We start from the raw sequence: 12,854 nt of genomic DNA, 5'->3' as shown, positions 1-12,854 counted from the left end.
ACACCCCTATGACCATCGCTGATCTGCGGACCAAGGACCGCTACCCGTCCCGGGGCGCGAGCTCGGAGCTGATCGAGCGAACCGATCCGACCGTGTGGCCCGGCGTCTCCACCGGACCGGCCGGCGACGAGGAGCTGGCCGCCCACGACGCCAAGGGCTTCCACGTCATCGAGGGCCTGCTCTCCCCTGCCGAGGTGCAGACCTACTGGCAGGAGCTGGAGCGGCTGACGCGGGACCCGGCGGTGCGGGACGACGAGCGCACCATCGTCGAGAGCGCGTCCGACGAGGTCCGATCCATCTTCGAGGTGCACCGGATCAGCGACCTGATCGCCGAACTTGCCCGCGACCCGCGGATTCTGGACCGCGCGCGGCAGATCCTGGGCTCGGACGTGTACGTGCACCAGAGCCGGATCAACTACATGCCGGGTTACCGCGGCACCGGCTTCTACTGGCACTCGGACTTCGAAACCTGGCACACCGAGGACGGAATGCCCGCGCCGCGAGCCGTGAGCGTTTCGATCGCCCTGACGGACAACTACCCGTTCAACGGCGGCCTGATGCTCATGCCCGGCGCGCACCGCACCTTCGTGACCTGCGCGGGCGAAACTCCGGAGGACAACTACAAGTCCTCGCTGAAGGCCCAGAAGGTCGGCGTCCCGCCCGAGGACAAGATCACCGAGCTCGCCTACGAGCACGGGATCGAGCAGTTCACCGGGCCCGCGGGCTCGGCCCTGTGGTTCGACTCCAACTCGATGCACGGCTCGGGCAACAACATCACGCCGTACCCGCGGTCGAACATCTTCCTGGTGTTCAACAGCGTGGCGAACGCGCTCGCCGAGCCGTACGCGGCCAAGTCCCGCAGGCCCTCCTACATCGCCTCGCGGGACTTCACCCCGCTGGAGCGCTGACGAATTCCGGGTGCTGGGCCGTCCCGCCCGGCACCCGCGCTCGTCGGCAGGCGAGCCGTGTCAGCCCACCGGGTGCCGCGCCAGGATCGCGCCGACCCGGTCGGCGACCTCGGCGTCCAGCATCGGGTACCGGCCGCCCGCCACGAAGCGCTCCGAGAGCTCGAAGGTCACCACCTCGCCCTCGGCGAGCAACCGCCCCGCGGCCTCCGGGTCGAGGGCGACGTTGTCCGGGTGCGTGATGGTGAGATCGGTGTTGACCGCCGCCAGGTACGGACTGGCGAACTGCGTGAAGGAATCGCCCACCATCCGGACCGGGCGGGTGTTCATCCCGGGCTTGGCGGCGGACTCCAGGTGCAGCGGCTCGTGGAAGTCGCTCGCGCGGAACCGGGTGTTGTCCGCGCCGCCGTCGGGAGCCAGCGAGTAGGCCTGGATCGGGACCGCGCGCTGCCTGCCGAGCAGACCGGGGATGTCCGCGCTGTGCGAGTAGGTCCGCGAGGGCGCCAGCCGCCAGCTCGAGGACAGGCCCGGCTGGAGGCGTTCGGCCAGCACGCGGGTCATCGCGATGCCGCCCTCGTGCGTCCAGTGGGTGTCGATGTCGTGGTAGATCGGCCTGCCGTTGCGCTGCGCGGCGCGCCGAAGCGGGGCCCGCATGTCGATCGCCCCGGTGGCCTGCGGAACGCGCCGCCAGAACTCCGCGCGCTGCTCGGTCGAGCACTCCTCACCCGCGTACTCCTCCGGCAGGTGCTCCGGGTGCTGAGTGGACTTGTCCGGCGCGATGAGCAGCTGGAACTCCCGCCCGGACGCCTCGACGACCTCCCGCCAGCGACGCAGCCCGGAGATCACCTCGCCCAGGCTCCGCTTCGGCACGCACCGGTAGGACACGTCGTGCCCGAGGTAGAGCCAGCCGTCCTCGCCCTCGATGACCGGCGGGAACACGTTCTCCTCGATCGGCGGCTTCGCATCCGGCTGCCCGGCACCGACCGGCGATCCGTGCGCGGACCCGTGCAACTGCGCGGGCTCGCCGAACACCCCGCCGCTGATCGCGCCGACCACCTGCACCGCCTCCTGCCGGAACGGCAGGTGATCGGTGGCCCAGGCGTTCAACCCGGTGAAGAAGCCGAAACCCTCGGTGATGCTGGGAAACTCCGCGAGCGGTCGGTTCTCCACCTTCTCCGCCCTGGCCCCGAACAACCAGCTCGACAGCGGCGCGCTGAAGAACGCCAGCAGGCAGATCAACGCCACCAGCTGCCGCCGCCCGTGCCGCGGCCGGTGCAACGGGTGCTCCCGCGGCAACCACGCCTCGTGCGCGGGAGGCAGCTCGGACGACTTCACCGGGCCACGATATCCACCCGAGGCCCACGCCCACCCGCGCTTCGGCGAACCCGCGGCGCAGCGGCGCTCAGCGTTCCGAGGACTGCCCGGGTGCGTGCCGGAAGACGAAGGAGCGTTGGGCGAGGAAGTTGAAGGTGGTCGCCACGGCCTGGGAAATCGCCCAGGCGAGCGTGATCGGCCACGCCGACTCGGGCAGCGCGCGCCGGGCCACCGCGTTCACGCCCACCACCAGGCCGAACGTGATCGCGAGAACGACCGAGAGGGAAACCACCTCGCGAGCGTTGCGGCGCGAGGTGAACGTCCAGCGGCGATTGACCAGGTAGACGGTGGTGCTGCCGATGATGAAGCTGAAAACGCGGGCCAGATCCGGCCACACGCCGAGCACGAGGAGCAGCCGGAGGCTGCTGTAGTCGACGACCGCCCCACCGATGCCGACGATCCCGAACCGGAGGGCCTGCGAGAAGAACCCGAGGCGATTCGACCGCTGTGCCGCGGCACCCGCCGAACTCGAAGTCAACCGTCCCCCATCACGAGAAATCCCCAGCCCGAGCGCGACCGTACCAACCGGACGCTCCGAGCCCCCGGTCAGAACTGGTAGTAGAGGAACGGGCTGAAGGAGCCGGTGGCGACCAGCAGGCCCGCGTAGGCCAGGCCGACCGTGAGGACTCCGGCGCGCAGCGCGTAGGCCTCCCGGGTGCGGACCGATTCGAGGAACGGGCCGGTGCCGCCGCCCGCCGGGAGCAGCACGACCACGAGCGCCACCAGCAGGAAGAACAGGCGCTGGTTGGTGACCGAGGCCGCGACCACCTCGGTGAGCCCGCCGAGGTCCGGGACGAGCATGTGCCCGAGGACGTCCAGCGCGGTGCCGACGTCCGGGGCGCGGAAGAACACCCATCCCGCCACGACCAGCAGGAAGGTCGCCGCTCGGCGAGCCGTTCGGGCGACCGGGTCGGCCGGTGCCGCCGCTCGGCCGAAGCGGCGTTCCAGCACCAGCAGGGTCCCGTGGAACAAACCCCAGATCAGGAACGTCCAGGCCGCGCCGTGCCAGAAACCGGTGAGCACGAAGATGATCAGCAGGTTCCGGTAGGTCTTCGCGGTGCCGTGGCGGTTGCCGCCCAGCGGGACGTAGACGTAGTCCCGGAACCAGCGCGACAGCGACATGTGCCAGCGGCGCCAGAACTCCGTGATGGTCACCGACGAGTACGGCCGGGCGAAGTTCTCCGGCAGCCGGAAGCCCAGCATCCTGCCCAGACCGATGGCCATGTCCGAGTAGCCCGAGAAGTCGAAGTACAGCTGCATCGTGTAGCCGATCGCACCCAGCCAGGCGATCGCGAAGGTCATGTCCTCGCTCGGCGTCGCGAAGCAGGCGTCGACCATCGGGGCCAGCGTGTCGGCGATGACGACCTTCTTGGTCAGCCCCCACGCGAATCTCGGGAATCCCGCGGCGAAGTCGTCCAGCCGGTGCGTGCGCCGCTGCGGCAGCTGGTCGGCGATCTCCCGGTAGCGCACGATCGGTCCGGCGACCAGCTGCGGGAACATCGAGATGTAGGTCGCGAACGCGACCGGGCTGCGCAACGCCGGGCGCTCGCCGCGGTAGATGTCCACCACGTAGGAGATGTGGTGGAAGGTGTAGAACGAGATCCCGATCGGCAGCGCCAGTTGCAGCGCGGGGAAATCACCGCCGAACCAGCCCGCCAGCACCTTCAGCTGCTCGGCCGCGAAACCCGCGTACTTCCACACCAGCAGGATCGCCAGGTTGAAACCGACCACCCCGGTCAGCAGCCACCGCTGGCGCCGCCGCTCGGCGGGCCACCGGCTCGGCTCCAGCCGCGGCCCCGCGAGGAAGTTGACCACGATGCAGGACAGCAGCAGCACCGTCGCCCCGCCCGCACCGCTGGCGTAGAACAGCAGGCTCGCCACCGCGACGACCGCGTTGCGCCCGCTTCGCGGCACGACCAGCACCGCGATCAGCAGCAGCGGCAGGAAGTACCAGAGGAACAGCGGTGAAGCGAAGGACATCTGGGCCTCGGGGTGCGGGAGGCCCACGCCTCCCCCTTCGGGTTACCGCAGGAGCCTATCCGAGCGACGTCCGGAAGGGGTTCGGAATGCGCGAACGCCCCCGGCCGGAACCGAGGGCGTTCGCGAGGAGAAGTCGGCGACGGGTCGTCAGCGGAGTCGCCTGCGGCGCGCCACCTCGGACAGCACCACGCCGGAGGCCACCGAGGCGTTGAGCGACTCGACGCCGGTCGCCATCGGGATCGACACCGTCTGGTCGCAGGTCTCCCGGACCAGCCGGGACAGGCCGCGCCCCTCCGAGCCGACCACGACCACCAGCGGCCCGGTGGCCAGGTCCAGCTGGTCGGAGGTGATGTCGGCGTCGGCGTCCAGGCCGACGACCATCAGGCCTTCCTTCTTGAAGTCCTTGAGCGTGCGGGTGAGGTTGACCGCCTTGGCCACCGGCAGCTGCGCCGCCGTGCCCGCGCTCGTGCGCCACGCCACCGCGGTGATCCCGGCGCTGCGGCGCTGCGGAACGATCACGCCGTGCGCGCCGAACGCGGCGGCCGAGCGGATGACCGCGCCCAGGTTGCGCGGATCGGTGACGCCGTCCAGCACGACGATCAGCGGCGGCAGGCCGGTGTCGACCGCGGTCCGCAGCACCTCTTCCGGGTGCGCGTACTCGAACGGCGGGACCTGCAGGGCGACGCCCTGGTGCACGGCGTTGCTGGTCATCCGGTCCAGCTCGGTGCGCGGAACGTCGAGCACCGGGATGCCGCGGAGCTTGGCCTCGCGGACCGCCTCGTCGACCCGGTCGTCGATGTCGATGCCCTGCGCGACGTAGAGACCCGTTGCCGGGACGCCCGCGCGGACGCACTCCACCACCGGGTTCCGCCCGGCCACCAGCTCCGGCGTGTTCTCCGCCGCCTGCTGGCGCTTGTTGCGCTGGTGCTCGGCCTTCGCGCGGGCGTCGGCCTTCTGCTTCGCGGGGTGCGAGACCCGGTTCTCCGCCTTCGGAGTCGGGCCCTTGCCCCGCAGGCCGCGTCGCCGCTGACCGCCGGAGCCGACGACCATGCCCTTCTTGCTGGTCTTGCGCACGCCACCGCGGCGCTTGTCGTTGCCGGCCACGTCTTACCCGTCTTTCAGTGTCCACGTCGGGCCGTCGGGGGTGTCCTCGACGGCGATCCCGCCGGCCTGCAACCGATCGCGCAGTAGGTCGGCGGTGGCGAAATCGCGCTCGGCGCGCGCCTTTTGGCGCTGCTCGAGCACCAATTGCACGACCTCGCCCAGAGCGTCGTGCGCGGCGTTGCCCGAACCCTCGGCCCACTGCTCGGACAGCGGGTCCAGACCCAGCACATCGGTCATCGTCCGCACCGACGACGCCGCGGCGCGCGCCGCCTCGTCGTCACCGCGGTCCAGCGCCGCGTTGCCCTCGCGGACCGCGGCGTGCACCGCCGCGATCGCCTGCGGAGTGCCCAGGTCGTCGTTCAGGGCGGCGGCGAACTCCGCGGACACCTCGCCCATGGGCACGCCGCCGGTGCGGTCGGCGACCTTGCCCACGAAGTTCTCGATCCGGCCGTAGGCCGCGGCCGCCTCGCCCATGCCCTCGTCGGAGAACTCGATGGTGGAGCGGTAGTGCGGCGTGACCAGGTAGTAGCGCACCTCGACAGCCCGCGCGCGCTCCAGCACCGCCGGGATCGCCAGCACGTTGCCCAGCGACTTCGACATCTTCTCGCCGCTCATGGTCACCCAGGCGTTGTGCATCCAGTAGCGGGCGAAGCCATCGCCCGCGGCGTTGGACTGGGCGAGCTCGTTCTCGTGGTGCGGGAAGACCAGGTCCAGACCGCCGCCGTGGATGTCGAACTCGCCGCCCAGGTAGTAGGTGGCCATCGCCGAGCACTCCAGGTGCCAGCCCGGCCTGCCGTGCCCCCACGGCGTCGGCCAGCTCGGCTCGCCCGGCTTGGCGGCCTTCCACAGCGTGAAATCGCGCGGATCGCGCTTGCCGCCTTCGGCCGCCTCGCCCTGCTGCACCTCGTCGAGGCGCTGCCCGGAGAGACGTCCGTACTGGTCGGCGTAGGAGTTCACGTCGAAGTAGACGTCCCCACCGGCCGGGTAGGCGTGCCCCTTGTCGATCAGCCGCTGGATCAGGTCGATCATCTGCGTGATGTGCCCGGTTGCGCGCGGCAGCGCCGACGGCGGCAGGCAGCCCAGCCGGTCGTAGGCCGACTCGAAGGCCCGCTCGTGCGTGGCCGCCCACTCCCACCAGGGCCGGTTCGCCTCGTCGGCCTTGGTGAGGATCTTGTCGTCGATGTCGGTGACGTTGCGCACCAGGCGCACGTCGTAGCCCTCGTGCTGCATCCAGCGGCGCAGCACGTCGAAGTTCAGCCCGCTGCGGACGTGGCCGACGTGCGGCACGCCCTGCACCGTCGCACCGCAGACGTAGATCGAGGCCACTCCGTCGGTGCGCGGGTGGAACTCGCGAGTCGTCCGGGTCGCGGTGTCATGTAGCTGCAGGCTCACGTCCCCGATGGTACGGGCAACCGTTCCGTACCAAGCACGACAGGGTTGTCGTGTTCCGGGTCAGTTGAGCAGGTCGCTCACCGAGTCGAGCAAACCGGCAGGGCGCTGGGCCGTGGGCAGCGGATCGACGATCGCGACCTGGCAACCCACCGCTTCCGCGCCCCCGTCAGCCTCGCGGCTGTCGCCGATCATCCGGGCCTCCTCCGGGGCGACACCGAGGCGTTCGCAGGTCCGCAAGAAGATCTTCGGGTCCGGCTTGATCACGCCTTCGAGGTAGGACAGCGTGAATTCTTCGACGTATCGAGTGATCCCGGCGCGGTCGAAGGCCGGACGGATGTCGAACGCGATGTTGCTGATCACGCCGATCCGGTAGCCCGCCTCGTGCAACCGGCGCAGCACCTCGGCGGTGTCCGGGTAGGCGGTCCAGTGGCCGGGATCGATCAGCCGCCCGTAGAGGGATTCCGCCTGGGCGTCCGGCACGCCGGAGGCGCGCAGCACCTCGAGGTAGACCTTGCGGTGCTCGGCCGGGTCGAGGTCGCGGTTCTCCCAGGCGTCGACGTACTCCGCGCCGAGCTCGACGACCTGCCCGGAGGGCGCCGTCATCCGCCGCATCACCTCGGCCTGCTCGGCGAGGTCGAAGCGCCGCCCACCTGGATCGGTGAGATCGGCGAACCAGGAGTCGTCCTCTTCCAGCCGGAACAGGGTCCCGGAGAAGTCGAAGATCACCGAACGCACAGTCACTCCTCCACAGTAAGCGCCCGAACCCGCCCCGAGAGCGCAGCGCGAGCCACGTCACGTCCCGGATCGCACGAACGCACGAGCGGGACGTGCCGCGGCTCGGGCGCGGTTCGATCAGGTGCAGGGGGTTCGCCGGTCGTTGAGCGAACGGGAGTCGGATTCCGAGTACATCGGGCGCACTATCGCCGCGATGGTGGTCGCGGCGCTGAGCCACAGCAGCAGGACGGCGGCGGCGAGGTTCAGGTCGTCGCCGGTGGACCACAGGACGAAGGACAGGGGCCAGAGCAGGGCCGGTTGCGCTACGAGCAACCGACGTACCCACCGGTTCCGCTCGATCACCATGCTCCGAGCATGGCGCGCGACGCCCCTGGCTCAGAAGGGTGCGAGCCCTGAGTTTTCCCGGACTCCGCTCAGTCGTCACGCACCGGTAGCGCGTCGTCACTCAGCGGAAAACAAGAGCGGTCGCGATCGCCGCGATGCCCTCGCCGCGGCCGGTCAGCCCCAGGCCGTCCGAGGTGGTGCCGGAAACCGACACCGGAGCCCCGACGGCCTCGGTCAGCACCCGCCGAGCCTCCTCGCGGCGCTTTCCGATGCGCGGGGCGTTGCCGATGACCTGCACGGTCGCGTTGCCGATGGCGAGGCCCTCGGCGGTGATCCGGGAGCGGACCTCGGCCAGGAAATCGACGCCGTGCGCGCCCGCCCAGCGATCGTCGTCGGTGCCGAAGACCGAGCCCAGATCGCCCAGGTCCGCAGCCGACAGCAGCGCATCGCAGAGCGCATGCGCTGCGACGTCACCATCGGAGTGCCCGGCGCAGCCGTCCACGCCCGGCCAGTGCAACCCGGCCATCCAGCAGTCCCGCCCCGCGGCCACCGGATGCACGTCCACGCCCTGACCGACGCAGGGCAATCGTTCGGACAAGTCGGTCTCCAGTTGTTCAGGAGCGGGTGAGCACGGATTCCGCGACGGCCAGGTCGAAGGCGGTGGTGATCTTCAGGGCGTCCGGGTGGCCGTCGACGGTGTGCACCTTGCCACCGATCCGCTCGACCAGGCCCGCGTCATCGGTCGCGATGTCGCCGGCCTCGGCGTAGGCCTGGCGCAGCATGTCGATGGCGAAGCCCTGCGGGGTCTGGACCGCGCGCAGGCGCGAGCGGTCGACGGTCGAGACGACGTCGCCGGCGTCGTCGACCTCCTTGATGGTGTCGGCCACCGGCAGCACCGGGATCACCGCGGGCGCACCGGATTCCACCGCGCCGACGACGTCGCGGATCACCGAGGCGGGCGTGAAGGCACGCGCCGCGTCGTGCACGAGCACCACGCGGGCGTCCGGAGCCACCTCGGGCACCGCGTCCAGGGCCAGGCGCACCGAATCGGTCCGCTCGGCACCGCCGGGCACCACGTGCGCAGCGGCGAGCTCGACCAGCTCGCTCGCGACGAGATCGACCTGATCGGGTGGTGCAGCCACTACGACGTGCTGGACGGGGCCCGAGGCGAGCAAGCCTCGGACCGCGCGCAGCAGTAACGACTCACCGTTGACGGGGACCAACGCCTTGGGCCGTCCCGCACCCAGGCGCACCCCTCGGCCGGCCGCGGGGACCAGCGCGACAACGCTCACACTTGTTTCCCGATATCAGACCGCGGTCGCCAGGACTTCGTCCAGCAGCGTTTCCGCTTTGCCCTCGTCAGTGCCCTCCGCCAGGGCCAACTCGCTGACCAGGATCTGGCGGGCTTTCGCCAGCATTCGCTTCTCGCCTGCGGACAGGCCACGATCCTTCTCGCGTCGCCAGAGGTCGCGCACCACTTCAGCAACCTTGTTCACATCGCCGGAGGCGAGCTTCTCCAGGTTGGCCTTGTACCGCCGAGACCAGTTCGTGGGCTCTTCGGTGTGCGGCGTCCGCAGCACGTCGAAAACATGATCCAGACCCTCTTGCCCGACGACGTCCCGAACACCGACGATCTCGGCGTTGTCCGCGGGAACGCGCACCGTCAGGTCGCCCTGCGCGACCCTGAGGACGAGGTACTGCTTCTCCTCGCCCTTGATCACACGAGTCTCGATTGCTTCGATGAGCGCGGCACCGTGATGCGGGTAGACGACGGTCTCTCCGACCTTGAAAACCATGTGTCCTCTGCCCCTTTCGCTAGCCCCACTTTAGCACGGCAGAGCAACCGGGCACCGCCGACCTCTGAAAACATATTCGCAGGTCAGGCCATGGACAGGACTTGACAAAGAACCCCCGGACGTGCAAGACGACACCCTTCGTCCCTGTGAAACCGTCCATAATGGACCATCCAGCTGGGCGGCTTCGCGACCCGCGCGATGAGTAGTTGGGCTAGCCCCTGGAGCGAGCCGCCAGGGGTGGGGATTAAGCTCCACGTGGTTGTCCGGCAATCAGGAAGGACGCTGCAACCGTGAGCCGCCCTCAGCACCTCAAGGCCGTCCGCCTGCGGTTGATCCCGGCCGCACTCGGACTCGGCGCCGTTGTCGCCCTCGCAGGGTGCAGTGCCGGTCAGGTAACCGAGACCGACACCCAGGTCGCCGCCGTCAACGGCGGCAGTGGCGACGTCAAGGACGTCGCCGTGCGCGACGCCACCCTCGCCTTCCCGTCCGAGGCCACCTTCTACCGGGCGGGTTCGTCGGCCCCGATGGAGTTGGTCCTGTCCAACCAGGGTCCGGACGACGAGCTCGTCTCGGTCTCCAGCCCGTACGCGGCCTCGGCCGCGGTCAGCGGCGAGACCAGCCTGCCCACCAACACCGCGCTGCACGCCGTCGGGGAGAACGAGGATCTCGCCCCCGGCGAGGACGCCCGCATCGTGGACATCACGCTGCAAGGCCTCAAGCAGCAGATCAGCCCGGGCGTGACCGTTCCGGTGACCTTCAGCTTCGCCAAGGCGGGGCAGGTCACCGTGCAGGTCCCGATCGGCCAGGACGACAGCCCGCGCCCGGAGCACGGCAACCCGCCTGCCGAGGGCCACGAGGGCCAGTCCGAGCACTGACCTGACCGCGAAGCCCCGGATCGCCACAGGTGATCCGGGGCTTCGGTGTGTCGGGAGGGCCGGAACCCGTGATCGTCGGGGTCGGCGGCTAGCCTCCCCGCGTGGCCTCCAAGACCCGCACTCCCCGCCCCGCGTTTCGCTGCGCCGACTGCGGCCACGAGGTCGCCAAGTGGGTCGGTCGCTGCCCCTCCTGCCAGGCCTGGGGCACGATCGACGAGGCGGCCCCGGCCCGTCCGGCGCTGGCGAAGGTCTCCGCGGGCGCCCCAGCCACCCCCGCTCGCCCGATCGCCGAGGTCGACCTGGACTCGGCCCGATCGGTGTCCACCGGGATCGACGAGCTCGATCGCGTGCTCGGCGGCGGCATCGTGCCCGGCGCGGTCGCCCTGCTGGCGGGCGAGCCGGGTGTGGGCAAGTCCACACTTCTGCTCGAGGTCGCGCACCGGTGGGCCTCCGGGAAGTCGCCGGGCCCTTCGCTGTACGTCACCGGTGAGGAATCGGCCGGACAGGTGCGGCTGCGCGCCGAGCGCACCGACTCGGTGCACCCGGAGCTCTTCCTGGGCGCCGAGAGCGATCTGTCGGCCGTGTTCGGGCACGTCGACGCGGTCAAGCCCGGCCTGCTGATCGTGGACTCCGTGCAGACGGTGCAGTCGGCCGAGGCCGAGGGCACGCCGGGCGGCGTGACCCAGGTCCGCGCGGTGACGACCGCGCTGGTGGCGCTGGCCAAGGAACGCGGGCTGCCGGTCGTGCTGGTCGGCCACGTCACCAAGGACGGCGCGGTCGCCGGTCCGCGGGTGCTCGAGCACCTGGTGGACGTGGTGCTGCAGTTCGAGGGCGACCGGCACTCCTCGCTGCGGATGCTGCGCGGCGTGAAGAACCGGTTCGGCCCCGCCGACGAGGTGGGCTGCTTCGAGCAGCGCGACGACGGCATCGCCGAGGTGCCGGATCCTTCCGGGTTGTTCATCAACCGGCAGGAGACCGCGGTGGACGGCACCGCCGTGACGGTCATGGTCGAGGGCAAGCGACCGCTGCTGGTGGAGGTCCAGGCGCTGAGCATGAAGACCGAGCTGGCGATGCCGCGGCGCTCGGTGAGCGGCCTGGACTCCGCTCGCGTGTCGATGATGCTCGCGGTGTTGGGCAAGCACGGGGGCATCCCGACCGGATCGCACGACGTGTTCGCCGCGACGGTCGGCGGTACGCGGATCGTCGAGCCCGCCGCCGACCTGGCGATCGCGATGGCGGTCGCCTCCTCGCAGACGGGACGTCCGCTGCCGCCGAACCTGGTGGCCGTCGGCGAGGTCGGCCTGGCCGGCGAGATCCGCCGGGTCAACGGCGTCAGCAGGCGGCTAGCCGAGGCCGCGCGGCTCGGCTTCGACCGCGCGCTGGTCCCGCCGGATCCGGGTCCGGTGCCCAAGGGCATCAAGGTCACCGAGGTCGCGACGCTCAAGGACGCGTTGAAGCTGGTGCGCGGCAAGCGTTCCGACTGAGTCCCCGTCCGGGACCAGCGGTCACCGGCCGGGGACGACCTTGAACGGGACGGGTTCGCTGGTGATCTCGGCGAGCTTGGCGACGGCCTTGTACTCACCGGGCTGAACGCGCTTGCGGTCGGGGCCGCAGTCCGGGGTGGAGGTCAGGCCGGACCACACGATGTCGTTGCGCGCGGACTGCCCCGGCTCGAGCACGGGCTTCTCGTTGGTCGATTCGACGAAGCAGTCGCTGCTGGACCACACGTGCCGGTCATCGGCTCCGAGCACCTCGATCTCGCGGTGCACGCGGTTGAGGTCACGCACGCACGGCGCGGGTCCGGTGTTGGTGACGACCATGCTGAGGCTGATCTTCTCGCCCGCCTTGAACTCGGGCCGGCCCGCCTCGGCCACGACGCGCAGCGCGCTGTCCGGGCACGCCTCCGGCTGGGCGGTGGGCTTGTCGGCGGCCGGCTGCTTCTCGGCGGCGGGAGCTGCCTGCGCGGGTAAGCGCTCGGAGGCTTCCGGATCGCTCTTCCCGCCGAACAGCAGGGTCAGGCTCCAGCCGATCAGGAGCGCAACCGTCAGAGCCACCGCGAGCGCCATCGCCCGACGGCGCCAGTACACCGTCGGCGGGAGCGGACCGTTCGGATCAAGCACGGACCGACCGTAACCCGCCGACTACTCTGAATGGCTCTTTCGATGATCGCCCGATCGGGCGCATCATTGATCTCCTCTCCCGAGCCTCCCCACGCTCGCCCCTCGGCCCGCGAGCGCAGCGTGAACCCCGCCGGAGTTCGCTCCCCGGCCGGGCGACAACGAATTCCCTGGAACTCGGGGACGTTCGAGGCGAAGAGCCGGATTCGCGCAGGTTGGCAGGGGTTTTGGAGTTCGATCCAGGCGGAGATC

14 protein-coding genes are annotated in these 12,854 nt (G+C 70.4%); 3 read left to right on the top strand and 11 right to left on the bottom strand.

What is annotated here, in order from left to right:
• Positions 1-8 precede the first annotated feature (8 nt).
• The gene (gene thpD / locus ABD289_RS05710; protein WP_344127337.1) at positions 9-908 is read left to right on the top strand and encodes an ectoine hydroxylase; all 900 of its coding nucleotides are present in this window, start codon (positions 9-11) and stop codon (positions 906-908) included.
• A 60-nt stretch (positions 909-968) separates the two neighbouring features.
• On the opposite strand, the gene ABD289_RS05705 is transcribed toward thpD, so the two are convergent.
• The 10 genes from ABD289_RS05705 to ABD289_RS05660 form a co-directional block, all read right to left on the bottom strand.
• Positions 969-2,240: an alginate O-acetyltransferase AlgX-related protein gene (locus ABD289_RS05705; protein WP_344127333.1), complete on the bottom strand. Its 1,272-nt coding sequence runs from the start codon at positions 2,238-2,240 to the stop codon at positions 969-971.
• A 67-nt stretch (positions 2,241-2,307) separates the two neighbouring features.
• Positions 2,308-2,757, bottom strand: coding sequence for a GtrA family protein (locus ABD289_RS05700; protein ID WP_344127331.1), 450 nt, complete (start codon positions 2,755-2,757; stop codon positions 2,308-2,310).
• A gap of 68 nt (positions 2,758-2,825) precedes the next feature.
• Positions 2,826-4,259, bottom strand: a complete 1,434-nt coding sequence (locus ABD289_RS05695; protein ID WP_344128069.1) for an MBOAT family O-acyltransferase — start codon at positions 4,257-4,259, stop codon at positions 2,826-2,828.
• A 147-nt stretch (positions 4,260-4,406) separates the two neighbouring features.
• Complete coding sequence (gene rlmB, locus ABD289_RS05690; protein WP_344127329.1) at positions 4,407-5,363, bottom strand: 23S rRNA (guanosine(2251)-2'-O)-methyltransferase RlmB; 957 nt, start codon at positions 5,361-5,363, stop codon at positions 4,407-4,409.
• A gap of 3 nt (positions 5,364-5,366) precedes the next feature.
• Positions 5,367-6,755: a cysteine--tRNA ligase gene (gene cysS / locus ABD289_RS05685; RefSeq protein ID WP_344127327.1), complete on the bottom strand. Its 1,389-nt coding sequence runs from the start codon at positions 6,753-6,755 to the stop codon at positions 5,367-5,369.
• Between the two features lie 60 nt (positions 6,756-6,815).
• A complete protein-coding gene (locus ABD289_RS05680) occupies positions 6,816-7,496 on the bottom strand; it encodes an HAD family hydrolase (RefSeq protein ID WP_344127324.1) in 681 nt (226 codons plus the stop codon).
• Positions 7,497-7,607: 111 nt separating this feature from the next.
• The gene (locus ABD289_RS05675; RefSeq protein ID WP_344127321.1) at positions 7,608-7,835 is read right to left on the bottom strand and encodes a hypothetical protein; all 228 of its coding nucleotides are present in this window, start codon (positions 7,833-7,835) and stop codon (positions 7,608-7,610) included.
• A gap of 100 nt (positions 7,836-7,935) precedes the next feature.
• Positions 7,936-8,412, bottom strand: coding sequence for a 2-C-methyl-D-erythritol 2,4-cyclodiphosphate synthase (ispF, locus tag ABD289_RS05670; protein WP_344127318.1), 477 nt, complete (start codon positions 8,410-8,412; stop codon positions 7,936-7,938).
• Between the two features lie 16 nt (positions 8,413-8,428).
• Entirely contained in the window at positions 8,429-9,106 is a 678-nt protein-coding gene (gene ispD / locus ABD289_RS05665; protein ID WP_344127316.1) for a 2-C-methyl-D-erythritol 4-phosphate cytidylyltransferase, read from the bottom strand.
• A 15-nt stretch (positions 9,107-9,121) separates the two neighbouring features.
• Positions 9,122-9,610 (bottom strand): CarD family transcriptional regulator, encoded by a 489-nt coding sequence (locus ABD289_RS05660; RefSeq protein WP_344127314.1) that lies wholly within the window; start codon positions 9,608-9,610, stop codon positions 9,122-9,124.
• Positions 9,611-9,900: 290 nt separating this feature from the next.
• On the opposite strand from ABD289_RS05660, the gene ABD289_RS05655 reads away from it, so the two are divergent.
• Positions 9,901-10,485 (top strand): copper chaperone PCu(A)C domain-containing protein, encoded by a 585-nt coding sequence (locus ABD289_RS05655; RefSeq protein ID WP_344127312.1) that lies wholly within the window; start codon positions 9,901-9,903, stop codon positions 10,483-10,485.
• 101 nt (positions 10,486-10,586) lie between these two features.
• Complete coding sequence (gene radA / locus ABD289_RS05650; RefSeq protein WP_344127310.1) at positions 10,587-11,969, top strand: DNA repair protein RadA; 1,383 nt, start codon at positions 10,587-10,589, stop codon at positions 11,967-11,969.
• 21 nt (positions 11,970-11,990) lie between these two features.
• Here radA and ABD289_RS05645 read toward each other — a convergent pair whose 3' ends face one another.
• Positions 11,991-12,605 carry a hypothetical protein gene (locus tag ABD289_RS05645; protein WP_344127308.1) on the bottom strand — a complete coding sequence of 205 codons (615 nt, stop codon included), beginning with the start codon at positions 12,603-12,605 and terminating at the stop codon, positions 11,991-11,993.
• Positions 12,606-12,854: the final 249 nt, after the last annotated feature.

Origin of the sequence: Saccharopolyspora halophila, assembly GCF_039531955.1 — a bacterium.
Lineage (GTDB): Bacteria > Actinomycetota > Actinomycetes > Mycobacteriales > Pseudonocardiaceae > Saccharopolyspora > Saccharopolyspora halophila.
This window is presented reverse-complemented; position numbering and strand designations above follow the sequence as displayed.

Coding starts and splice junctions, on each gene's coding strand:
- thpD (WP_344127337.1), top strand. CDS start 9: ATGACCATCGCTGATCTGCGGACCAAGGACCGCTACCCGTCCCGGGGC.
- ABD289_RS05695 (WP_344128069.1), bottom strand. CDS start 4,259: ATGTCCTTCGCTTCACCGCTGTTCCTCTGGTACTTCCTGCCGCTGCTG.
- ABD289_RS05675 (WP_344127321.1), bottom strand. CDS start 7,835: ATGGTGATCGAGCGGAACCGGTGGGTACGTCGGTTGCTCGTAGCGCAA.
- ABD289_RS05660 (WP_344127314.1), bottom strand. CDS start 9,610: ATGGTTTTCAAGGTCGGAGAGACCGTCGTCTACCCGCATCACGGTGCC.